The following is a 20,224-nucleotide window of genomic DNA, read 5'->3' on the forward strand; positions in this document are numbered from 1 at the left end:
CCGCGAAAGGAGATACGTCCATGGCCGAGCACGACCTGATCAATCCCGTCAGCCGCTATCCGAAGCCTCCGTTCAAGAAGCAGTCGCAGCCATGGCCGGGTCTTGCCGGCAAGATGGAGCCGCGGCCGGATCACGGCGAGACCAGCTACAAGGGCTCCGGCCGGCTCGCTGGCCGCAAGGCGTTGATCACCGGGGGCGATTCCGGCATGGGCCGCGCCGCCGCGATCGCCTATGCGCGCGAAGGCGCCGATGTCGCCATCAACTATCTGCCGGCGGAAGAGACCGATGCGCAGGAGGTGATCGCACTGATTAAAAAGGAAGGACGCACCGGACTTGCGATCCCCGGCGACCTCAACGACGAAGCCTTTTGCAAGCAGCTGGTCGAGCGGGCCGCGCAAGGCCTCGGCGGCCTCGACATCATCGTCAACAACGCAGCGCGGCAGCAGGCGCGCGCCTCCATCCTCGAGGTCTCGTCGGAGGACTTCGACGCGACCATGAAGACGAACGTCTACGCACCGTTCTGGATCATCAAGGCGGCACTGCCGCATCTCAAGCCTGGCTCCTGCATCATCGGCACGACCTCGGAGCAGGCTTACGACCCCTCGCCCGATCTCTACGACTACGCGCAGACCAAGGCAGCGACGATGAACTATGTGAAGTCGCTGGCGAAGCAGCTCGCCTCCAAAGGCATCCGCGTCAATGGAGTCGCGCCCGGGCCGATCTGGACGCCGCTCCAGGTCTCCGGCGGCGCCACGATGGAGAAGCTGGAAAAGTTTGGCAGCATGACGCCGCTCGGGCGTCCCGGCCAGCCAGTCGAGCTCGCTTCGATCTACGTGCAGCTTGCCGCAGCTGATGCCAGCTACGCGACCGGGCAGGTTTATGGCTCCGCCGGAGGATCCGGACAGCCATAGTCGCGGCGCCGCGGGCTGATACCCCGCGGCTAGAACTCAGGAACCTTCGCTGTCTGCGAGCTTTTACAAAACTGTCATGGAGGAAATGTCGCCGGCAGACCGATGGCACTCGTAACCGTCAAACCCACCCGGATCGATACGGCGATCGCGAACGAGATCGCAGACAACACCAACTCGGGCCTTGAGCACGCCGCCCAGGCCTTGACCTGGGGTGCCGATGAGCACGTGCTCGTCGCACTCGCCGCGGCGGGATGGCTCTACACCCGGATGCGGCGACCGCAGAGGCGTCGCATCGCCGATCACGTCCTGATGGTATCGCTGGCGACGGCCGTGCTGCCGCATGTTCTGAAATCCCTGTTCGATCAGACGAGGCCGGACCGGCTGACGATGAGCGGCCACCGGCACGGTATTCCCTATTCGGGGCGCCCCCGCGATGCGTTTCCCTCAGGCCACGCCGTGCACATGGGCGCCCTCGCCTCGGCCGCCGACCTGCTGCCCCCGGCCTCGCGCCGTTTGGCGCGCTCGCTTGCCGTGACGTTATCGTTGACGCGCGTGGCGCTGCTCGCGCATTGGGCCAGCGACGTGGTGGCGGGCTTCACCCTTGGCGTCATCGTCGAGCGACTTTTCAGGCCGTTCACACTGGCAAGGTCGCGGCAGCAGCGGCGGGTACGGCGATGACGGAGTATCTCGTGCGATTCGTCGCTGGCGGCCTGATCGTCTCCTTGTTCGCGATCGTCGGCGACATGCTGAAGCCCAAGAGCTTTGGCGGGCTCCTCGGTGCCGCGCCGTCGGTCGCTCTCGCTACGCTTGGCATCGCGGTCGCTCAGCACGGCCCGCACTATGCCGCGGCCGAGAGCTGGACCATGATCTACGGCGCGGTCGCCCTCGCGTGCTACAGCGTCGCCGTCTGCCATCTCCTGATGAGATTTCGTCTCGGGGCGCTGCCGGCTACCATCCTTGCGTTTATCGTATGGCTTGCGGTCGCCTTCGGCCTGCTCGCGGGCTTCGGAGGCGCTGCCTGATGCTAGTCAAGCTGTCATCATCCGCGCTCCAGCAGACGCATTGGCACGAATACGCCGTGCGCTTCGTGCTTGGCGGCCTGGCGACGGTCGCGACAGGCCTCATCGCCAGCCATTTCGGCGTCGCGATCGGAGGGCTCTTTCTCGCGCTTCCCGCCATCTTCTGCGCCAGCGCGACGCTGATCGAAAGCCATGAACGCCGCACGAAGGAAAAGGCCGGCCTCAGCGGACGAAGACGCGGGCAGCAGGCCGCAGCGTTGGACGCAGCGGGCGCCAGTCTCGGAAGTATCGGCCTCGCAGCATTCGCGGCGACCTTCTACGTCGTGGTATCGGCAAGCATCATCGGGGCATTCGGCGCCGCCATCCTGGCCTGGGCCCTGGTGTCCGTGTCCGCATGGTGGGTGAGGCGGAAGCTTCGCATCACCTCGGGCCGCGCGCAGGCCGAACGCGGGGCGCGATCAGCGAGGGGCTGGAGCTTCTTGCCGTAGCATCAGGAAATCGTACATCTCGGCGGCAGTCTGAAGCTGGTCGAGGCGCGCAACAACGGAATCGCGTTGCTGCCCGTCTGGAAGCCCCGCGATCTCGTGCTCGAGCCGCTGCCTCTGGGCGTCGAGGCGTTGCTCAAATGTGTGTGGCTCAGAGCGTCTTCGCATCGTCCGTCCTCGGTGGTTGCAGGCCCGGGCTGTTCACCCAGCGCTCGACTTCCTCGATGACCTTCTGATGGCTCGGACGCACAGGCCTCGGTGCACCTGCCTCCTCGGAAAGCTTGCGGGGTAACCTGACTTCATCCGTCACGGCCTCTCTCCCTTTACAGGGAAATGCGGGAGCGTGCGACTAGTTCAATAATAACTTGTTGATTTTGCTTGGTATTTTTACTCACTTGGGGATTTTTCCGACTCTTGTGGAACTCCGGTCAATGTCGTACATTGAGTAAACTACTCAACTTGCTCAATTTGCGTGATTGACCATGAACGACCTTCGCGCCGAGCGCCTCCAGGTCATGCTTTCGCCGGAAGAGTTGGCCGCCGTTGATGATTTCCGGTTTAGACACCGCATGCCGACGCGCGCGGCAGCTGTCCGCGAACTCCTCAAATTCGGGCTAGCCGCAGCAGGCGTCGATGCGGCAGCCGGCGTGAAGTCGAGCAGTTTTGGCGTATTCGGCCGCGGACCAGACGGACATACTCAGGGCGATCCCGACGGCGAGGCCGAGAAGTAACCGATAGAGCGGCTCACAAACAAACGGCCCCGGCACGGGGGTGCCGGGGCCGTCCTTGGAGATTGCTTCCGGCGCACCGGGGGCATGACAGCCGGAAGCATCCCATCGACTCTTCGCGCCGAGATTCGTTCCTCGTAGGCGCGCTAGCCCGTCGCGTCGTTTGAACCGTCCGGCATCGCGCCGGAGCCTGGCGTCTTACTGTCGTCGTTCAGCTTGGGATCGCGTGTCGCCTCGCGCGAGGGCGAGCCTTTGGGATCCGTCTTGTGAACGGACTGCGCACGCTCTTTGTCCCGCGGCTGCTCCTCTGCCCGCTTGTCCTTGACGATGCCGTGGTCGGAATGGGCCATGATCTGCTCCCGCCTCTTTGATGTTCGAAGCGGTTACGCGCTGGCGCGTCGATTGTTCCGGGCGAGAGGGCCTGGCACTAACTATGTGCCGCATGGATCGCAGCCGATGCATTTTCCAGATGCACCTGCCGCACCGTCGTCACCGTCGCGAACGCGACCGAGACGCCAAAAGCGAGAATCAGTGAAAGAAGAGCCAGACGTGGAGCCATTGCAACCTCCTTCTGGAATCGAAAATCAACGCGATCGACTGTTCACGGATTATCCTGGATTTGTCTCTTGCATTCCGTGCGCGGTCTCACACACGGCGTCACGACGGCGAGAGCGTCTAGCTGTCCTGCTTTAAGGAGATATGGACCCTCACCGGCGGGATCTCTCCGTCGAGCCAATCCTGTTCGGTCGCAAGCGCCGTCCAGGCGTCCGCCATGCGCGAATAGCGCCTATAGGCGGGTTTCCCTTCGGCCCGCTCGGCGAGCTGAAGACAATTATCGGCGTTATCTCTGAAGATGTCAGACTGTTTCATGCGGAAGACGTGGGGGCGGAACTCCCGGGTCGCAATGCCCCTTACCGGATCGTAACGTTCGGGGAACTTCGCAGGTCATCCGTCATTAGGTAACGATGCGAGTTCTCGTCGCCATAGTCCTGGCATTCATCAGCACCGCCGCGCTTGCCGACAGCACCGGCGAGCGACAGCTTGGCCACGGCGCGCCGAGCGCAACCGACGTCATCAGCGGCCTCTATACCTTCAGTCGATTCCAGCAGGGTCTGCTGGAGAGTACCGACCTGAAGGGCAACGCGGAGGTCAAGAACCTTGCCGCCCTGCGCGCCGAAGAAGCGGCCAAGCGCGACAAGACGTTGAAACAGATTCAAGAGAGGATCGGTGCGGAGCCGCGCGCCAGCAAGACGAATTCGGTAAGCGCGGGCCTCGTCGAACCCGACACTTCGGATGGACCGGCTTACGTCAGAAGCTTTTATGCCTCGCAGATTCCCGAATATGACACGGCGATCGATCTGCTCGAACGCTATCTGAAGGCGCCCGACAATGCTGCGCTTGCGGCGTTCGCACGCGAGCAGCTCCCGATGCTGCGTGCGCAGGTCAAGGCTGCCGAACGCACCATGGCGGACAAGTAGCCGCCTTTACTTCGGACGTTGCTGGCTCTCCGGCCGCACCGTCCGGTTGCTCTCGGGCATCCTGTCCCGGCCTCCATCCCCGTTGTCATCCTTGCCGCCCGAGGTCGAGGTGCCACTGCCGCTCGGGTTCGATCGGTTGGCCGTCCCCGTGGTCGGGGTATCCGCACGGGGCGTCGCCGAGCTTGCGGCGGGATCGCCGGTCACGGCCCCGCGGCCGCTGGGCTCGCCGCCCTGTGCAAGGGCCGATCCGGCAAACAACATGGCGATGATCGCAGCCAATCCAGCTTTCATTTGCGCACTCCTGTCTGTGCTGGCTAACAGCAGGGCTGCTGCTCCGTTCCGAAAGGAGTCTGCCCGAGGGGAGCTCCGAATCTCTTTTGAACCGGTGTGGAACCAATCCGGGGGATCGAAGTTGTTGACACCGGGCTGAGCAAAGCAGGTTCCAACTTCTCGCGCCGCACCTTGGCGCTTGATTTCGAATTAGGCTGACGCTCTATTTTGACCAAACGCGTCACGCCAGGATACGGCCGACGCCTGCGCGGGGAATCAGTATGAGCGACCTCGATCCCGGATCTGCATCACGCTCCGGTCGTCGCGTCCCAAAGCCCAAAAGCAGCGATATGTCGGACCCCGATTCCCGGGCAGAATTGCTCCTCGCTTTGCAGGCAATGCGCAGCGGCGACTTCTCGGTGCGGATGGGTGGCGACCATCTCGGCATCGACGGAAAAATCGCTGACACTTTTAATGAAATCATCGCGGCCAACCAGCGCATGGCGCAGCAGCTCGAGCTGGTCGGCCAGGTGGTGGGACGCGAAGGCAAGACCCGGCAGCGCGTGAAGTTCGGCCTCGCCTCCGGCTCCTGGGCCGACATGGAAGGCTCCGTCAACACGCTGATCGACGACTTGTTGTGGCCGACCCGCGAGGTGACGCGCGCGGTCGCGGCGGTGGCGCAAGGCGACCTGCTCCAGACCGTCAAGCTCGACGTCGACGGACGGCCACTGCGCGGCGAATTCCTGCAGTCGGCCAACATCGTCAACACCATGATCAAGCAGCTCGGCGTGTTCACCTCCGAGGTGACGCGCGTGGCGCGCGAGGTCGGCACCGAGGGCAAGCTGGGCGGCCAGGCTCAGGTGCCGGAGGTGACCGGCGTCTGGAAGGACTTGACCGAGAGCGTCAACTCGATGGCGAACAACCTGACCAACCAGGTTCGCAACATCGCCGAGGTCACGATCGCGGTCGCCAACGGCGACTTGTCGAAGAAGATCACCGTCGACGTTCGCGGCGAGATCCTCCAGCTCAAGGAAGCCATCAACACGATGGTGGACCAGCTGCGCTCCTTCGCCTCCGAAGTGACGCGCGTGGCGCGCGAGGTCGGCACCGACGGCAAGCTCGGCGGCCAGGCCATCGTGCCCGGCGTCGCCGGCACCTGGAAGGACCTCACCGATAGCGTCAACGCGATGTGCGGCAACCTGACCGCACAGGTCCGCAACATCGCCAACGTGACGACCGCCGTGGCGCGCGGCGACCTCTCCCGCAAGATCACCGTGGACGTGCGCGGCGAGATCCTCGAGCTGAAGGACACCATCAACACCATGGTGGACCAGCTCAACTCCTTCGCTTCGGAAGTGACGCGCGTGGCGCGCGAGGTCGGCACGGAAGGCAAGCTCGGCGGCCAGGCCCAGGTCCCCGGTGTGGCCGGCACCTGGAAAGACCTCACCGACAACGTCAACTTCATGGCGTCGAACCTGACCGCGCAGGTCCGTAACATCGCCGACGTCGCCACCGCGATCGCGAGCGGCGACCTCTCGAAGAAGATCACGGTCAACGTCTCCGGCGAGATCCTTCAGCTGAAGGAAACGCTCAACACCATGGTCGACCAGCTCAACGCCTTCGCCGGCGAAGTGACACGCGTGGCGCGCGAGGTCGGCACCGACGGGCGGCTCGGCGGTCAGGCCAACGTGCTCGGCGTCGCCGGCACCTGGAAGGACCTCACCGAGAGCGTCAACTCGATGGCCTCGAACCTGACGGCTCAGGTCCGCAACATCGCGGAGGTAACGACGGCGGTCGCCGGCGGCGACCTGTCGAAGAAGATCACCGTGGACGTGCGCGGCGAGATCCTCGAGCTGAAGGACACCATCAATACCATGGTGGACCAGCTCAACGCCTTCGCCGGCGAAGTCACGCGCGTCGCGCGCGAGGTCGGCACCGAAGGCAAGCTCGGCGGCCAGGCCGTCGTGCGCGGCGTCGGCGGCACCTGGAAGGACCTCACCGACAGCGTCAACTCGATGGCATCGAACTTGACCGGCCAGGTCCGCAACATCGCCGAAGTCGCGACCGCGGTGGCGAAGGGCGATTTGTCCAAGAAGATCACGGTCAACGTGTCGGGCGAGATCCTTCAGCTGAAGGAAACGCTCAACACCATGGTCGACCAGCTCAACGCCTTCGCCGGCGAAGTCACGCGCGTCGCGCGCGAGGTCGGCACCGACGGCAAGCTCGGCGGCCAGGCCGGCGTGCCCGGCGTCGCCGGCACCTGGAAGGATTTGACCGACTCCGTGAACTCGATGGCGGGCAATCTGACCGCCCAGGTGCGCAACATCGCCGAAGTCGCCACCGCGATCGCCGGCGGCGACCTGTCCCGCAAGATCACCGTGGACGTGCGCGGCGAGATCCTTCAGCTCAAGGACACCCTGAACACGATGGTCGACCAGCTCAACCGCTTCGCGGGCGAGGTGACGCGCGTCGCGCGCGAGGTCGGCACCGAAGGACGCCTGGGTGGTCAAGCCAACGTGCCCGGCGTCGCCGGCACCTGGAAGGATCTCACCGACAGCGTGAACTCGATGGCGGGCAACCTCACGGCCCAGGTCCGCAACATCGCCGAGGTGACCACCGCCGTCGCGCGCGGCGACCTCTCCCGCAAGATCACCGTCGACGTGAAGGGCGAAATCCTCGAGCTGAAGAACACCATCAACACCATGGTGGACCAGCTCAATGGCTTCGCCGGCGAAGTCACGCGCGTCGCCCGCGAGGTCGGCACCGAAGGCAAGCTCGGTGGTCAGGCCGAGGTGCCCGGCGTTGCTGGCACCTGGAAAGACCTCACCGACAACGTCAACTTCATGGCCTCCAACCTGACCGCCCAGGTCCGCAACATCGCGGAGGTTGCGACTGCGATCGCCGGCGGCGATCTGTCGAAGAAGATCACGGTGGACGTGCGCGGCGAAATCCTTCTCCTGAAGGACACGCTCAACACCATGGTCGAGCAGCTACGCTCCTTCGCCGCCGAAGTGACGCGCGTGGCGCGCGAGGTCGGCACCGAGGGACGGCTCGGCGGTCAGGCTGTCGTGCCCGGCGTCGGCGGCACCTGGAAGGACCTCACCGACAACGTCAACCTGCTCGCCGCGAACCTCACGACGCAGGTCCGCAACATCGCCGAAGTCACCACCGCCGTCGCGCGCGGCGACCTCTCGCGCAAGATCACCGTCGACGTGAAGGGCGAAATCCTCGAGCTGAAGAACACCATCAACACCATGGTGGACCAGCTCAACGCCTTTGCCGGCGAAGTCACGCGCGTGGCGCGCGAGGTCGGCACCGAAGGCGAGCTCGGCGGCCAGGCCCAGGTGCCTGGCGTCGCCGGCACCTGGAAGGATCTCACCGACACCGTCAACTTCATGGCGGCCAACCTCACCGAGCAGGTCCGCGGCATCGTCAAGGTGGTGACCGCGGTCGCCAACGGCGACCTCAAGCAGAACCTGACCGTGAAGTCGAAGGGCGAGGTCGCGGCGCTCGCCGACACCATCAACAACATGACCGAGACGCTCGCAACCTTCGCCGACCAGGTGACGTCGGTGGCGCGCGAGGTCGGCGTCGAAGGCCGCCTCGGCGGTCAGGCCGACGTGCCCCGCGCCGCCGGCACCTGGAAGGACCTCACCGGTAACGTCAACCTGCTCGCGGCCAACCTCACCTCGCAGGTGCGCGCGATCGCGGAAGTGGCGACCGCCGTGACCAAGGGCGATCTGACGCGGTCGATCCAAGTCGACGCCCGCGGCGAGCTCGCCGAGCTGAAAGACAACATCAACACGATGATCACGAATCTCCGTCTCACGACGGATGTGAACACCGAGCAGGACTGGCTGAAGACCAATCTTGCCAAATTCACCAACATGCTCCAGGGCCAGCGCGACCTCACCACCGTCGGCCGGCTGCTGCTCACCGAATTGTCGCCGCTGGTGAACGCGCATACCGGGGTGATCTACCAGGTCGAGAACGAGGACAATCCGCAGCTCCTGCTGCTGGCTTCCTATGCCAGCGACGGCATCTATCCGTATCAGCGCGTGCTTCAGTTCGGCGACGGCCTGATCGGCCAGTGCGCCTTCGACAAGCGGCCGCGTGTGGTCTCCGACATTCCGTCCGACGCTGTGCCGATCAACTCGGCGCTGTTCCGTGTCGCGCCGAAGAACCTCGTGGTGCTGCCGGTGCTGTTCGAGGGCCAGGTCAAGGCCGTGATCGAGCTTGCTTCGCTCGTCTCCTTCACGACCTCGCAGATGACGTTCCTGGAGCAGCTCACCGATTCCATCGGCATCGTGCTCAATTCGATCGAAGCGACGATGCAGACCGAAGGCCTGCTCAAGCAGTCGCAGCAACTTGCCGGCGAGCTCCAGACGCAGCAGCGCGAGTTGCAGCAGACCAACGACCAGCTCGAACAGAAGGCGCAGCAGCTCGCCGAGCGCAACGTCGAGGTGGAGCGCAAGAACCAAGAGATCGAACAGGCCCGCCGCGCGCTGGAGGAAAAGGCGACCGAGCTCGCGCTGACCTCGAAATACAAGTCCGAATTCCTCGCCAATATGAGCCACGAGCTGCGCACGCCGCTGAACTCGATCCTGATCCTGGGACAGCAGCTCACCGACAACCCGGACGGCAACCTCTCGGCCAAGCAGGTCGAATTCGCCCGCACCATTCACGGCGCCGGCACCGACCTGCTCAATCTCATCAGCGACATCCTCGATCTGTCCAAGATCGAGTCCGGCACGGTGACGGTCGATGCCGAGGAAATCCTGACCGCGAACCTGCTCGAGACCGTCGGACGGCCGTTCCGGCACGAGGCGGACAACCGCAACCTGTCGTTCAAGATCGACATCGATCCGAACCTCCCGCGCAGCATCGTCACCGACTCCAAGCGGCTGCAACAAGTCTTGAAGAACCTGCTCTCCAACGCCTTCAAGTTCACCGCCGAAGGCGAGGTGCGCCTCACGGTCGCCGGTGCGGTCGGCGGCTGGGGGACGGATCACCCGGTGCTGAATACCGCGCCGGCCGTGATCGCACTCGAAGTGTCCGATACCGGCATCGGCATTCCCCTGGAGAAGCAGAAGCTGATCTTCGAGGCATTCCAGCAGGCGGATGCCGGCACCAGCCGCAAATACGGCGGCACCGGCCTCGGCCTTGCGATCAGCCGCGAGCTCGCAAGCCTGCTCGGCGGCGAAATCCACCTGCGCAGCTCGCCGGGCAAGGGCTCGTCGTTCACGCTGTACCTGCCGCTGAAATATTCCGGCCCGACGCTCGCACCGCGTCCCGCGCCTGCGCCACAGCAATACAACCAGCCGCCAGCGCTCCAGCCGGCCACGCCCGACCAGCAGCGCGTCATCGAGCAGCTTCCGGACGACCGGCTCAACCTCGAGCCCGGCGATAGCATCCTTTTGATCGTCGAGGACGACCCACACTACGCGCGCGTGCTGGTCGACCTGGCGCGCGACAAGGGATTCAAGGTGCTGGTCGCGGCCCGCGGCGCGGAGGCGCTCGAGCTGGCCAAGCAGTACCAGCCGAGAGCGGTTTCCCTCGACGTGTTCCTGCCGGACATGCTGGGCTGGACCGTGCTGAGCCAGCTCAAGCATAATCCGCTGACCCGCCACATTCCCGTGCAGATCATCACGCTCGACGAGGACCGCCAGCACGCATTGGCGCGTGGCGCCTTCTCCTTCGTCAACAAGCCGACGACGACGGAAGGCGTCTCCGCCGCGCTGGCGCAGATCAAGGAATATGCGCGGCCGCGGCGCAAGCGGCTCCTGATCGTCGAGGACAACGAGGCCGAACGACTCTCGATCCGCGAACTACTGCACCACGACGACATCGAGATCGTGGCGACCGATACCGGCGCCAGCGCGCTATCGACGCTGCGCGAGCAGCCTTGCGATTGCGTGGTGCTGGACCTGCGGCTGCCCGACATGAGCGGCTTCGAGGTGCTCGACCAGATCCGCAACGACGAGGCGCTGTCGAACGTCCCGGTCGTGGTGTTCACCGGCCGCGAGCTCTCGGCGGAGGAGGATGCGGAACTCCACACCATGGCGCGCAGCATCGTGGTCAAGGGCGTGGAATCGCCGGAGCGCCTGCTCGATGAAACCGCGCTGTTCCTGCACCGCGTCATCACGGAACTGCCAGTCGAGAAGCAGCGCATGCTGGAGAAGCTGAACAGTTCCGACGAGGACCTGATCGGCAAGACGGCCCTGCTCGTCGACGACGACGCCCGCAACATCTTCGCGCTGTCGAGCGTGCTGGAACGGCGCGGCATGAAGGTGCTGACGGCCACGACCGGCAGCGAGGCTGTCGCGCTGGTCGAATCCAATCCGGAGATCGCCATCGTCCTGATGGACATCATGATGCCGCAGATGGATGGCTATCAGACCATGGGCGTGATCCGCGAAAATCCGGCTTTCGCGCGGCTACCGATCATCGCGCTGACCGCCAAGGCGATGAAGGGCGACAGAGAGAAATGCCTGGAAGCCGGCGCGTCCGACTACCTCGCCAAGCCCGTCAACACCGATCAATTGCTGCTTGCGATCCGCATGTGGCTGCACCGCTGAGTTGGATTTGCGAATGGACCACGAAAAGGTCAACATCCTGCTCGTCGACGATCAGCCCGCCAAGCTGCTCGCTTATGAGGTGATATTGAAGGATCTCGGCGAGAACCTCGTGATCGCCTCGTCTGGACGCGAGGCGCTGGAGGTTCTGCTCAAGACCGAGATCGCCGTAATCCTGGTCGACGTCTGCATGCCCGAGCTCGACGGCTTCGAGCTCGCCGCGATGATCCGCGAGCATCCGCGCTTCCAGAAGACCGCGATGATCTTCATCTCGGCCATTCAGGTGAGCGACATCGACCGGTTGCGCGGCTACGAGATGGGCGCGGTCGACTACGTTCCGGTGCCCGTCGTGCCGGAAGTGCTGCGCGCCAAGATCAAGGTGTTCTCCGAACTCTATCGCAAGACCCGGGAGCTCGAGCGGCTGAACCAGGAGCTCGAGGACCGCGTCCGCGCGCGCACCGCCGAGCTGGAAAGCTCCACCGCCAAGCTGCGCGAGAGCGAGCAGCGGCGCAGCATGGCGATCGCCGCCGGCAAGATGGGCTCTTGGGATTGGGACTGGATCACCGGCGACTGGATGTGGGACGAGGGGCAATATCGCATCTTCGGGGTCAGCCCGGAGATCTTCGAGGTCAACCCGGCCAACGTTCAGGCGCTGTTGCATCCCGATGACGTCGATCAGTTGCGCAAGGCGATCGCCGAGTTCAACAGCGGCACGCGCGCCTATGAAACGGAGTTCCGCATTGTGCGGCCCGACGGCGAGATACGCTGGTGCGTCGGCACGGCGGCCGCAACTGTGGATCATAGCAGCCGCGTGGTGCGGGTGAGCGGCGTCACGGTGGACATCACCGAACGCAAGCGCGCGGAGGAGCGGCAGAACCTGCTCGCGCGGGAAGTCGATCATCGCGCCAAGAATGCGCTAGCGCTGGCGCAGTCGATCGTGCGCCTCACCCGTGCCGACGAGGTCAAGGCCTATGTCAATGCCGTCGAGGGACGCATCAATGCGCTCGCGCGCGTGCACACCATCCTGTCGCTGTCGAGCTGGCAGGGCGCCGAGCTCTCCAAGCTGATCGACGAGGAGCTTGCACCCTATTCGCTGGGTGGCCAGATCAGGTTGTCGGGCCCCGAGGTTCAATTGCTGCCGGCGACCGCCCAGACGCTGGCGCTCGCTATGCACGAGCTTTTCACCAACTCGGCCAAGTATGGCGCGCTTTCGACGCGATCCGGGCGGCTCATGATCGGGTGGCAGGTCGAGGACGAGCTCCTCACGCTGACCTGGGAGGAATCCGGCGGCCCGCTCGTCAGGACGCCGAAAGCCCGCGGCTTCGGAACGCGGAGCCTGCTAGCGAGCGTCGAGTCCCAGCTCGGCGGGCGGGCGCAATTCGATTGGCGCACCGAGGGCCTGTTGTGCCGTCTGGAGGTGCCGTTGAAACGCAAGCCGGCGGCAACGACCGCACCCGGCAAATTCGATGCCGCCGACGCGACCGAATTGCAGCGCGCGTCCGGCTAGCCGGAGGCCGCGCTCGTCATGCGCTGCTCCGTCCGTGGCTCGCGCGGGACTCGTCCTTCGAGCCAGGCTTCCGTTCGGGCGAGATCGCGTAGTGCCTTCGCATAGCGCCGAGCCGCGCTTCTTTCCGCGCCGCGCGGCAGCTTGCGCGCCTTGCGCAGGATGTCTGCGGCCGCGTTGCGATAGGCCAGCGAGCGGTACAGAAAGACTACCTTGCCCATATCGAATGTTCCCGTGTTGATGCCGCTCATCTTCGCAAGCCCGGCATGAACGTCGGATGAAGCAGGCGATGACAATTCCTTCATCCAGATGGAACCAGAGAATGTCGCGCGCGTTTGCATGCCAGATCGGGACATCGTCCATGCGCACGAAGAAGTCGTCGGACCTGATCTCTCCCACCGGCCTCATCAAGCTGATGACACACGCGATGATGGGCGCAGCCCTCGGCCTCGCTTTCAGCCTCGTACTCATTCTGTTCAATCCGGCCGTGGCCAACCTGCTGAGTCACGGCGGAAGCCAGGCCGTCATTGTCTTCGCCCTCACCTTGGTGACGACCTTCGCGATCGGCACGACGCTGACCGGCCTCGTGTTCATCCTGGAAGAGAACAAGCAATCTTGAAGCGTGCGTGACGCGTGGAGTCGAACTCCTGCGACGAACCGCAGTTGGCCGCCTGCGTCAATTTAACTCAGGGAGTTCCCTCGCATGAAGACGACCAAGCTCGCTCTCACCGTCATGCTGGCAACCGGCCTCGCCGCCGCGCCGTTCGCCGTGCAGGCGAAGTCGCACAAGGCAAAACATGGATCCTCGACATCATCGTCGCAGACCACAGGCGCCAACACGAAATCCAGCGGTGCTGCTAATCCCTCCAGCCAAGGCAATGTCGGCCCAGGTACCGACCAGGCCGGCAGCATGAGCAAGCCGAGCAGCTCGAAATAAGAGCATTCGCAACCGAGAAAGCCCCGCCGCGGCGGGGCTTTCGTCATTGACAGTCATGTGGCGGCGCCGCGCTACTCATGGCACGCACCTGTCGGCATCCGATTTCGATGATCCCTCCCAGGAGTCGGGTGCCAGGAGTCGGGTGCGCGTACGCTTTGGCTGCGCCGGATGTCAGGATGTTAAGGCGCGCCCGAGAAACTTGTCTTGACGAGATGCTCGAGCTGCGCCCGCTTGCGTGCGATCAGGAGTTGGGCCGCAGCATCGTCGAGGCCTTCGCGCCGCAATTGTCGGATGGCGGAGCCCAGTTCGAGAATCTCGGCACGCAATTTCAGGATCCGGTAATTCTCCGGCTCTTCCTCCACCGCGGCCTCCGTTCTCAGCGGCGTGCCAAGACACGCGCTGGCTGGTCGACTTTCTTCAAGGAACAAAGACGCATCCGGTCGCGAACGTCAGGCAGGACGTCGCCGCCGCCGGCCGCCTTCCATTCGTCGATCAGCAGGTTGATTTTCCGGCGCAGATTGATCTGGGCCAGAGCCTGTTCGGTGCAGTCGCAATCGCCGTTGACGAGCTCGCGCACGGATGCCTCGACGTCGGCCATTTCCAGCCTCAAGGCGCTGATCTTGCGTCGAATTTCATTAATTCTGTTGTCCATGGCTTGTTAGAACAAAATAAGAACATATAGTCAAGTCAGGATTTCAGGACGGGAGCAACGACATGCAGGTTCAGGCAAAATACGACGCCAGGGTTTTTCTTAGCGAGCAGATGACCCGGGCGCAGGGATTGAGGTTGAAGCGGCTGAGCGAAGAGGCGTATCAGCCGGCGCAATATGCGCGGGATCTGTCCTTCGCCGAGGCTGCGCGGCGCATCGGGGTGCTGGAGGCGGAGATCGAGCTGGCGAATTCGTTCTAGGGCATGATCCGGAAAAGTGTGCAGCGGTTTTCCGAAAAAGATCATGCTCAAACAATAACCGAAAGCGCGATGATGATTCATCCTAATCTCATCGCGCTTTAGGCTGCCCTCACCCGCCCCGAGCTCGCACGCCTGCTTTCGGAACCATGCCAGTGTCGAACGGTTCTCTCTCGGCCAAGGGAGATTAGGCATGGCACGCAAGGCAAAGAAGCGCCGCTACTCACGCAGCTCCGGGAGCGATGTCGAAAGCGAGATGCGGCGCTACAAGAAGGGTACCGCGAAGAGCGGACGTGGCGGTCGCGGCGGACGCGTGAAGAGCCGTAAGCAGGCCATCGCGATCGGGCTGTCGAAGGCCCGCAAGAAGGGCAAGAAGGTCCCGAAGAAGGCGTCGAAGCGGAAGACGTCCAAGAAGACCTCAAAGAAGAAAACTTCAAAGAAGTCGTCGACGCGCAGATCCACCAAACGGTCGCGCTGACCTCGGTCAGATCATGCTGCCCGGCATGAAGCAGCGGATCGAAATCCCGAACGCAGTCTTCACTGGCCACACCATGGTGCGGCCGGCGCGGTTCGGTTCGGTGATGACGGCTTCATCCGGCACCTCGACCCACTGCCCGTCCAGCCGGACACGGTAATGCCCGTTGTGCGATTCCCAATCGGGATCGGCGACGGCAAAACCGTCCGCATCCGAGCAGCACGGACCGAGGTTGCTGCGCAGGCTATCGAACCAGGGTTTCAGGGGCGAGTTCGCATAGCGGCCGTCGTCGCGCCCGAGCGCGCTTTCAGTCGGCAGCACGAACGACACCACGAATACTGCAATCACTAGCGAGAGCTTCAATCGATCCATGTCGGCACCGATCAAATGCGAACCACCGGCCAGTTTTCAAAAAGCGGCGGGAGGGTTCGAAGTTCCACGCTTGCAACTCGACTCCGCGGCTACATTGCCGCAGAGCCCATAATGCTGGGAACTGTGATCGGTGAACACGGCTTTTTCGGACGAACCGCGTCACCCACGCTGCCGTTAACGAGAATGTTATCGACGAGCTGTGGGAATCTCGAAGGCAAACAGGAAAGGCGGCCCTAGGGCCGCCTTTTTGGATTCGCACCAATCGAGGTTCGCCTTACGCGAGTGGCACCGCGACGAACCGGGTCGCATCCGCGCTTTTGACCTGCAACAACACGCTGCGCTTGCCGGACGATTTGGCCTGCGCCAGCTCCGAGCGGACCTCGCCGATATTGCTGACAGCCTTGCCGCCGACATTGAGGATGACGTCGCCGGTCTGGATGCCGCGCTGCGCCGCCGGCCCTTGCGGATCGACTTCGGTGACGACGACGCCCTTCTGACCCGCGCCCTGAACGTCGCCAGCCGGCGCCAGGCTGAGGCCCAGGCGCGGCGTGCCGGCGTTCGGCTGCGCCTTGCCCTCGTCAGCCTTGGCCTGCCGCTCATTCGGCAACTCGCCAAGCGCCAGCGTCACCGTCTTGCTTGTGCCCTTGTGGAAGACATCGAGCTTGACCGAGCTGCCTGGCGCCAGCGTGGCGATGGTACGGGCGAGATCGCGGGAATCCTTGATTGCGGTGCCGTTGACTGCGGTGATGACGTCGCCAGCCTCGATGCCGGCCTTCGCCGCCGGGCTACCGTCCTGCGGATTGTCGACGATCGCGCCGCGCGCCTCCTTCAGGCCAAGGCTGTCGGCGATGTCAGCGGTCACCGGCTGCACCTGCACACCGAGCCAGCCGCGGGTGACCGCGCCCTTGTCCTTCAACTGCGCGACGACGAGCTTGGCCGTCGAGGCCGGAATATCGAAGCCGATGCCGACCGAGCCGCCGGACGGCGAGAAGATCGCGGTGTTCACGCCGATCACATTGCCGTTCATGTCGAAAGCCGGACCGCCGGAATTGCCCTTGTTGATCGGCGCATCGATCTGGATGAAGTCGTCATAGGGACCATTGCCGATATCGCGGCCGCTGGCCGAGACGATGCCGGCAGTCACGGTGCCGCCGAGGCCGAAAGGATTGCCGACCGCGACCACCCAGTCGCCGATCCGCGGCTTCTGCTCGGCGAACTTGACGAAGGGAAAATCCCTCTTGCCATCAACCTTGATCAGCGCGAGATCGGTCTTCGGATCGGTGCCGACCACCTTCGCGGTGTAGGTCGTCCCGTCGTCCATGGTGACTTGCACGGATTCGGCGTGGTCGACGACGTGGTTGTTGGTCACGGCATAGCCGTCGGCGGAGATGAAGAAGCCCGAGCCTTCGCCCGTGATTATCTGATGGCGCTGACGCGGCATGCCGTTCATGCCACCCGGGAAGCGGAAGCCGAACTGCCGCGAAAACTGGTCGAACGGCGAGCCCTCGTCCGAATCCATCCGGTTCTGTTGCAGCATCGCGCTCTTGTCGTTGTCCTGGTCGATTTTGACCCGCACCGAGATGACGGCGGGTTTCACCCTGGCCACGAGATCGCCGAAGCCCGGCGGGGTTCCGGCCGTCTCGGCGGCATGGGCCGGCGAGACGAAGGAGGTCAGGCCGAATGGCGATGAACCAGGAGCAGTCGCCAGCACGGCCACGCCAAGCGCGGCCACGGTGCCGAGCAACGCCAGCCGGCGCGGCCTCAATATCTTGCGGGAGGTGGGGATGTCGAAATTGACGCGATCGTTCATGTCGAAATGTCCATGTTTGAGCAGGGTGTCGCCTTGCACGCAACATGGGCGTTGCCACCTTACGGCGTCCCGTCCACGCGATTAAATCTTGGCAAAGAATTGGGGACCGGGCGCCGCGAAAAACTCGTCGCTGCACATTGATTCAGCTCAACGCGGGTCTCCTATGCCGTGAAAAACTGCGCCACCGGATGATGTTCATCGGAGAGGCGCCATGTACAAAGATATTCTCGTCCACATTCCGACCGAACGGCCGATGCGCTCCGCAATCGACGGCTCCGTTTCGCTCGCGGCGCACCTCAACGCCCATCTCGACGCGGTCGCGGTCGGCTATGTCGCAACCAGTGCCGCCTACGTCATGGAGGGCGGCGCCGCCGTGGCAGCCGTGTTCGAGCTGGAGCGTGAGCGCGCAATGGAGCGGGCCGAGGCTGCACTCGCCGTATTCAGAAGCGAAGCGGTGAACGCGGGCATCTCCCACACCTGCCACCCGCTCGGCGGGATCCCCGTGGATGCAGCCGGAACGCTCGGCGAGATGGCGCGGCTGCACGACCTCAGCATCGTGCTCCAACCCGATCCGGCCGTAAGCTCGTTCGACAACGACGTGCCCGGCGAAATCCTGTTCCAGGCGGGCGGCCCGGTGCTGTTCCTGCCCTATACCTTCAGCGGGGCATTCAAGGCGAACCGGATCGGCATCTGCTGGGACGGCAGCCGCCTCGCTGCCCGCGCGATGCGCGACGCAGCCCCGTTCCTGGCCCGCGCCAGGGAGATCGTGATCATCACGATCAACGAAGCCGATTCCGCGTGCGGCGAAGCCTCAGCGACCAATCTGGCCAGACATCTCGGCCGGCGCGGGCTCTCGACCCGCGCAGTCGGCCTGTCGGCCGCACGCGCCGACATCCAGCCCACCATCCTGTCGCTGACGGCCGATGAGCGCCTCGATCTTCTGGTGATGGGCGGCTACGGCCATTCCCGATTGCAGGAGCGTTTTCTCGGCGGCGTCACCCGCTCCATGCTGGACGCCATGACGGTTCCGACGCTGATGTCGCATTGAGCGAGATGATCGGCGGAGCGATCAAACTCCCTTGTCGTTCGGATTGGCGACCGCGTCCTTGAGCGGCACCGGCATCGGAAAGTTCAGGTTCACGTTCTTGGGCGGAACGGGTTTTGTGAACCATTTCGCATAGAGCTCCGCAAATTCGCCGCTCTTCATCATCGTAACCAGCGTCTTGTCGACCAATGCCTTGAACTCCGGATCGCCCTTGCGGATGATCAGCCCATAAGGCTCGGTGCGCAGGCTATCGTCGATGATCCGCCAGTTGTCCGGCGTCGGACTGCCCGCGATGAGCCCCGCGAGCAGGATGTCGTCCATGACGAAGGCGTCGCTGCGACCGGTCGTGAGCGCGAGAAACGATGCGGCGTGGTGGGGACAGCACCTGCTTCACCTCAAACTTCTTCTCCTGGCTGCGTGCCAGCAGTAGGGCAATCGACGTCGAGCCTGTGGTCAGCGCGACTGCCTTGTCCTTCAGGTCCTCGAATGACTTGATCGGCGCGTCCTTCCGGACCACTGCGCGAATGCTCGAGACGAAAATGGTGTTGCTGAAGGCCACCACCTTCTGACGCTCCAGCGTGTTGGTAGCGGGACCACAGACGATGTCGATGGTCCCGTTCTCGATCAGCGGAATCTGCGTGCTGAGCTGGATCGGCTGCAGCTTGGTCTGCAGCGCCGGGAGCTTCAGCTCCTCCTTCACTGCGTCGACGATGCGCGCGCAGAGGTCCATCGCGAAACCAACCGGCCTCTGGTTGCCGTCGAGATAGGAGAACGGGACCGAAACATCGCGATGCCCGAGGCGAATCTCGCCGACCTCCTTGATCTTGGCCAGCGTCCCACCCGGCGTTTGAGCCTCCGCTGGCGCCACGACCGCAGCCAAAACCATCAGCGAAAACAACGACCCTTTCATGGCCCTACTCCTGCAATGGATACAATCACTCGATATTTTATACACACTATTGCATAATCTACAAAGTGATTTTATACAATCTGGCCAGCCAACTGCGACGGGATGCCGGATGAAATCGGAAGCCGCGACAAAACAACGGAGTGGCGGCAGTCACGGCTCCGCACCTGACGCCGTGCGCGAGGCGCTGCGGCGTGCGATCAGCGCGGGCGAGCTGGCGCCCGGCCTTCAGCTCCGGCAAGACGAGCTTGCCGAAAAATTCGGCACCAGCCGCATCCCCGTCAGGGAAGCATTGCGGCAGCTTGAGGCGGAAGGCTTCGTGACGTTCCTGCCCAACCGGGGAGCGGTCGTCTCCGATCTCTCCGTCGACGAAGTCGTGGAGTTGCTTGAGATCCGCATTGCGCTCGAATGCCACGCATTGCGCCTTGCCATCCCCGCGATGAGCGACATCGATCACGACGACGCAAAAATGATCCTGCGCTCCTACGACGACGAGCCCGATCCGGAAAAATGGGGCGCGTTCAACTGGCGTTTCCACAAGGCGCTCTACGCGCCCTGCAATCGCCCTCGCTTGCTTGCGATGATCGAGGCCAATTACGGCCACGTGAGCCGCTTCACGCGCACCCTCGTGTCGCGGGCGACCGGAAAGGATCGACCGCAACGCGAGCATTATCAACTGCTCGAATATTGCCGCGACGGCGAAGTCGAGAAGGCCGTGCGCCTGTTGCGCGAGCACGTCGTGCAGACGCAGAAGACGCTGCGATCGGCACAACGTCATGCGTCGCGGGACGAGACCGACTGA

Annotated in this window: 25 protein-coding genes; 14 read left to right on the forward strand and 11 right to left on the reverse strand. The window is 63.8% G+C overall.

What is annotated here, in order from left to right; translation table 11 throughout:
• Window positions 1–20 precede the first annotated feature (20 nt).
• The 5 genes from NLM27_RS22070 to NLM27_RS22090 all read left to right on the forward strand — a co-directional run bounded on the left by NLM27_RS22070 (window position 21) and on the right by NLM27_RS22090 (window position 3,146).
• Window positions 21–911, forward strand: a complete 891-nt coding sequence (locus tag NLM27_RS22070) for an SDR family oxidoreductase (protein ID WP_254145320.1) — start codon at window positions 21–23, stop codon at window positions 909–911.
• A gap of 102 nt (window positions 912–1,013) precedes the next feature.
• Complete coding sequence (locus tag NLM27_RS22075; protein ID WP_254145321.1) at window positions 1,014–1,589, forward strand: phosphatase PAP2 family protein; 576 nt, start codon at window positions 1,014–1,016, stop codon at window positions 1,587–1,589.
• A complete protein-coding gene (locus NLM27_RS22080) occupies window positions 1,586–1,933 on the forward strand; it encodes a DUF3147 family protein (RefSeq protein WP_254145322.1) in 348 nt (115 codons plus the stop codon). The genes NLM27_RS22075 and NLM27_RS22080 overlap by 4 nt, the downstream gene beginning before the upstream one ends.
• Window positions 1,933–2,418, forward strand: coding sequence for a DUF3147 family protein (locus NLM27_RS22085; RefSeq protein ID WP_254145323.1), 486 nt, complete (start codon window positions 1,933–1,935; stop codon window positions 2,416–2,418). Before NLM27_RS22080 ends, NLM27_RS22085 begins: the two co-directional genes overlap by 1 nt.
• Before the next feature lie 479 nt (window positions 2,419–2,897).
• Window positions 2,898–3,146, forward strand: a complete 249-nt coding sequence (locus NLM27_RS22090) for a hypothetical protein (protein WP_254145324.1) — start codon at window positions 2,898–2,900, stop codon at window positions 3,144–3,146.
• Window positions 3,147–3,289: 143 nt separating this feature from the next.
• Here the strand turns inward: NLM27_RS22090 and NLM27_RS22095 are convergent, their stop codons facing one another.
• The 3 genes from NLM27_RS22095 to NLM27_RS22100 form a co-directional block, all read right to left on the reverse strand.
• Window positions 3,290–3,493 carry a hypothetical protein gene (locus NLM27_RS22095; protein WP_254145325.1) on the reverse strand — a complete coding sequence of 68 codons (204 nt, stop codon included), beginning with the start codon at window positions 3,491–3,493 and terminating at the stop codon, window positions 3,290–3,292.
• Window positions 3,494–3,570: 77 nt separating this feature from the next.
• A complete protein-coding gene (locus tag NLM27_RS43605) occupies window positions 3,571–3,702 on the reverse strand; it encodes a hypothetical protein (RefSeq protein WP_256570003.1) in 132 nt (43 codons plus the stop codon).
• A 116-nt stretch (window positions 3,703–3,818) separates the two neighbouring features.
• Window positions 3,819–4,013 carry a hypothetical protein gene (locus NLM27_RS22100; protein WP_254145326.1) on the reverse strand — a complete coding sequence of 65 codons (195 nt, stop codon included), beginning with the start codon at window positions 4,011–4,013 and terminating at the stop codon, window positions 3,819–3,821.
• Between the two features lie 95 nt (window positions 4,014–4,108).
• Here NLM27_RS22100 and NLM27_RS22105 point away from each other — a divergent pair, with 95 nt between their 5' ends.
• Entirely contained in the window at window positions 4,109–4,621 is a 513-nt protein-coding gene (locus tag NLM27_RS22105) for a DUF4142 domain-containing protein (protein ID WP_254145327.1), read from the forward strand.
• A 6-nt stretch (window positions 4,622–4,627) separates the two neighbouring features.
• Here the strand turns inward: NLM27_RS22105 and NLM27_RS22110 are convergent, their stop codons facing one another.
• A complete protein-coding gene (locus NLM27_RS22110) occupies window positions 4,628–4,912 on the reverse strand; it encodes a hypothetical protein (RefSeq protein ID WP_254145328.1) in 285 nt (94 codons plus the stop codon).
• A gap of 260 nt (window positions 4,913–5,172) precedes the next feature.
• On the opposite strand from NLM27_RS22110, the gene NLM27_RS22115 reads away from it, so the two are divergent.
• Both NLM27_RS22115 and NLM27_RS22120 read left to right on the forward strand, forming a co-directional pair.
• Window positions 5,173–11,469, forward strand: a complete 6,297-nt coding sequence (locus NLM27_RS22115) for a HAMP domain-containing protein (protein WP_254145329.1) — start codon at window positions 5,173–5,175, stop codon at window positions 11,467–11,469.
• 13 nt (window positions 11,470–11,482) lie between these two features.
• Complete coding sequence (locus NLM27_RS22120) at window positions 11,483–12,973, forward strand: HWE histidine kinase domain-containing protein (RefSeq protein WP_254145330.1); 1,491 nt, start codon at window positions 11,483–11,485, stop codon at window positions 12,971–12,973.
• Here the strand turns inward: NLM27_RS22120 and NLM27_RS22125 are convergent.
• Window positions 12,970–13,275, reverse strand: a complete 306-nt coding sequence (locus NLM27_RS22125; RefSeq protein ID WP_254145331.1) for a hypothetical protein — start codon at window positions 13,273–13,275, stop codon at window positions 12,970–12,972. The genes NLM27_RS22120 and NLM27_RS22125 overlap by 4 nt on opposite strands.
• Window positions 13,276–13,331: 56 nt before the next feature.
• Here NLM27_RS22125 and NLM27_RS22130 point away from each other — a divergent pair, with 56 nt between their 5' ends.
• Both NLM27_RS22130 and NLM27_RS22135 read left to right on the forward strand, forming a co-directional pair.
• Window positions 13,332–13,589, forward strand: a complete 258-nt coding sequence (locus tag NLM27_RS22130; RefSeq protein WP_254145332.1) for a hypothetical protein — start codon at window positions 13,332–13,334, stop codon at window positions 13,587–13,589.
• A gap of 84 nt (window positions 13,590–13,673) precedes the next feature.
• Window positions 13,674–13,907 (forward strand): hypothetical protein, encoded by a 234-nt coding sequence (locus NLM27_RS22135; RefSeq protein ID WP_254145333.1) that lies wholly within the window; start codon window positions 13,674–13,676, stop codon window positions 13,905–13,907.
• 179 nt (window positions 13,908–14,086) lie between these two features.
• Here NLM27_RS22135 and NLM27_RS22140 read toward each other — a convergent pair whose 3' ends face one another.
• Both NLM27_RS22140 and NLM27_RS22145 read right to left on the reverse strand, forming a co-directional pair.
• Window positions 14,087–14,269 (reverse strand): hypothetical protein, encoded by a 183-nt coding sequence (locus tag NLM27_RS22140; protein ID WP_254145334.1) that lies wholly within the window; start codon window positions 14,267–14,269, stop codon window positions 14,087–14,089.
• Window positions 14,270–14,283: 14 nt separating this feature from the next.
• Window positions 14,284–14,505 carry a hypothetical protein gene (locus NLM27_RS22145; protein WP_254145335.1) on the reverse strand — a complete coding sequence of 74 codons (222 nt, stop codon included), beginning with the start codon at window positions 14,503–14,505 and terminating at the stop codon, window positions 14,284–14,286.
• Window positions 14,506–14,621: 116 nt separating this feature from the next.
• Here NLM27_RS22145 and NLM27_RS22150 point away from each other — a divergent pair, with 116 nt between their 5' ends.
• On the forward strand, window positions 14,622–14,816 hold the full coding sequence (locus NLM27_RS22150) for a DUF3072 domain-containing protein (protein WP_254145336.1): 195 nt from the start codon (window positions 14,622–14,624) through the stop codon (window positions 14,814–14,816).
• A 190-nt stretch (window positions 14,817–15,006) separates the two neighbouring features.
• Window positions 15,007–15,291 (forward strand): DUF6496 domain-containing protein, encoded by a 285-nt coding sequence (locus NLM27_RS22155; protein ID WP_254145337.1) that lies wholly within the window; start codon window positions 15,007–15,009, stop codon window positions 15,289–15,291.
• A 6-nt stretch (window positions 15,292–15,297) separates the two neighbouring features.
• Here the strand turns inward: NLM27_RS22155 and NLM27_RS22160 are convergent, their stop codons facing one another.
• Together NLM27_RS22160 and NLM27_RS22165 are read right to left on the reverse strand one after the other, a co-directional pair.
• Window positions 15,298–15,660, reverse strand: a complete 363-nt coding sequence (locus NLM27_RS22160; RefSeq protein WP_254145338.1) for a hypothetical protein — start codon at window positions 15,658–15,660, stop codon at window positions 15,298–15,300.
• 274 nt (window positions 15,661–15,934) lie between these two features.
• Entirely contained in the window at window positions 15,935–17,470 is a 1,536-nt protein-coding gene (locus NLM27_RS22165; RefSeq protein WP_254145339.1) for a Do family serine endopeptidase, read from the reverse strand.
• A gap of 211 nt (window positions 17,471–17,681) precedes the next feature.
• Here NLM27_RS22165 and NLM27_RS22170 point away from each other — a divergent pair, with 211 nt between their 5' ends.
• Window positions 17,682–18,518, forward strand: a complete 837-nt coding sequence (locus tag NLM27_RS22170) for a universal stress protein (RefSeq protein ID WP_254145340.1) — start codon at window positions 17,682–17,684, stop codon at window positions 18,516–18,518.
• A gap of 21 nt (window positions 18,519–18,539) precedes the next feature.
• Here the strand turns inward: NLM27_RS22170 and NLM27_RS44005 are convergent, their stop codons facing one another.
• Window positions 18,540–18,836, reverse strand: a complete 297-nt coding sequence (locus NLM27_RS44005; protein WP_375142261.1) for a transporter substrate-binding domain-containing protein — start codon at window positions 18,834–18,836, stop codon at window positions 18,540–18,542.
• Complete coding sequence (locus tag NLM27_RS22175) at window positions 18,763–19,425, reverse strand: transporter substrate-binding domain-containing protein (protein WP_375142262.1); 663 nt, start codon at window positions 19,423–19,425, stop codon at window positions 18,763–18,765. The genes NLM27_RS44005 and NLM27_RS22175 overlap by 74 nt, the downstream gene beginning before the upstream one ends.
• Window positions 19,426–19,534: 109 nt before the next feature.
• On the opposite strand from NLM27_RS22175, the gene NLM27_RS22180 reads away from it, so the two are divergent.
• A complete protein-coding gene (locus NLM27_RS22180) occupies window positions 19,535–20,224 on the forward strand; it encodes a GntR family transcriptional regulator (RefSeq protein ID WP_254145341.1) in 690 nt (229 codons plus the stop codon).

Origin of the sequence: Bradyrhizobium sp. CCGB12 (assembly GCF_024199845.1) — a bacterium.
In the GTDB taxonomy this organism is placed as follows: Bacteria; Pseudomonadota; Alphaproteobacteria; order Rhizobiales; family Xanthobacteraceae; genus Bradyrhizobium.

What these genes read in the sequence shown, in the direction of transcription:
- NLM27_RS22070 (WP_254145320.1), top strand. Translation starts at nt 21, where the DNA reads ATGGCCGAGCACGACCTGATCAATCCCGTCAGCCGCTATCCGAAGCCT.
- NLM27_RS22075 (WP_254145321.1), top strand. Translation starts at nt 1,014, where the DNA reads ATGGCACTCGTAACCGTCAAACCCACCCGGATCGATACGGCGATCGCG.
- NLM27_RS22080 (WP_254145322.1), top strand. Translation starts at nt 1,586, where the DNA reads ATGACGGAGTATCTCGTGCGATTCGTCGCTGGCGGCCTGATCGTCTCC.
- NLM27_RS22085 (WP_254145323.1), top strand. Translation starts at nt 1,933, where the DNA reads ATGCTAGTCAAGCTGTCATCATCCGCGCTCCAGCAGACGCATTGGCAC.
- NLM27_RS22090 (WP_254145324.1), top strand. Translation starts at nt 2,898, where the DNA reads ATGAACGACCTTCGCGCCGAGCGCCTCCAGGTCATGCTTTCGCCGGAA.
- NLM27_RS22095 (WP_254145325.1), bottom strand. Translation starts at nt 3,493, where the DNA reads ATGGCCCATTCCGACCACGGCATCGTCAAGGACAAGCGGGCAGAGGAG.
- NLM27_RS43605 (WP_256570003.1), bottom strand. Translation starts at nt 3,702, where the DNA reads ATGGCTCCACGTCTGGCTCTTCTTTCACTGATTCTCGCTTTTGGCGTC.
- NLM27_RS22100 (WP_254145326.1), bottom strand. Translation starts at nt 4,013, where the DNA reads ATGAAACAGTCTGACATCTTCAGAGATAACGCCGATAATTGTCTTCAG.
- NLM27_RS22105 (WP_254145327.1), top strand. Translation starts at nt 4,109, where the DNA reads ATGCGAGTTCTCGTCGCCATAGTCCTGGCATTCATCAGCACCGCCGCG.
- NLM27_RS22110 (WP_254145328.1), bottom strand. Translation starts at nt 4,912, where the DNA reads ATGAAAGCTGGATTGGCTGCGATCATCGCCATGTTGTTTGCCGGATCG.
- NLM27_RS22115 (WP_254145329.1), top strand. Translation starts at nt 5,173, where the DNA reads ATGAGCGACCTCGATCCCGGATCTGCATCACGCTCCGGTCGTCGCGTC.
- NLM27_RS22120 (WP_254145330.1), top strand. Translation starts at nt 11,483, where the DNA reads ATGGACCACGAAAAGGTCAACATCCTGCTCGTCGACGATCAGCCCGCC.
- NLM27_RS22125 (WP_254145331.1), bottom strand. Translation starts at nt 13,275, where the DNA reads ATGAAGGAATTGTCATCGCCTGCTTCATCCGACGTTCATGCCGGGCTT.
- NLM27_RS22130 (WP_254145332.1), top strand. Translation starts at nt 13,332, where the DNA reads ATGCGCACGAAGAAGTCGTCGGACCTGATCTCTCCCACCGGCCTCATC.
- NLM27_RS22135 (WP_254145333.1), top strand. Translation starts at nt 13,674, where the DNA reads ATGAAGACGACCAAGCTCGCTCTCACCGTCATGCTGGCAACCGGCCTC.
- NLM27_RS22145 (WP_254145335.1), bottom strand. Translation starts at nt 14,505, where the DNA reads ATGGCCGACGTCGAGGCATCCGTGCGCGAGCTCGTCAACGGCGATTGC.
- NLM27_RS22150 (WP_254145336.1), top strand. Translation starts at nt 14,622, where the DNA reads ATGCAGGTTCAGGCAAAATACGACGCCAGGGTTTTTCTTAGCGAGCAG.
- NLM27_RS22155 (WP_254145337.1), top strand. Translation starts at nt 15,007, where the DNA reads ATGGCACGCAAGGCAAAGAAGCGCCGCTACTCACGCAGCTCCGGGAGC.
- NLM27_RS22160 (WP_254145338.1), bottom strand. Translation starts at nt 15,660, where the DNA reads ATGGATCGATTGAAGCTCTCGCTAGTGATTGCAGTATTCGTGGTGTCG.
- NLM27_RS22165 (WP_254145339.1), bottom strand. Translation starts at nt 17,470, where the DNA reads ATGAACGATCGCGTCAATTTCGACATCCCCACCTCCCGCAAGATATTG.
- NLM27_RS22170 (WP_254145340.1), top strand. Translation starts at nt 17,682, where the DNA reads ATGTACAAAGATATTCTCGTCCACATTCCGACCGAACGGCCGATGCGC.
- NLM27_RS44005 (WP_375142261.1), bottom strand. Translation starts at nt 18,836, where the DNA reads ATGGACGACATCCTGCTCGCGGGGCTCATCGCGGGCAGTCCGACGCCG.
- NLM27_RS22175 (WP_375142262.1), bottom strand. Translation starts at nt 19,425, where the DNA reads ATGAAAGGGTCGTTGTTTTCGCTGATGGTTTTGGCTGCGGTCGTGGCG.
- NLM27_RS22180 (WP_254145341.1), top strand. Translation starts at nt 19,535, where the DNA reads ATGAAATCGGAAGCCGCGACAAAACAACGGAGTGGCGGCAGTCACGGC.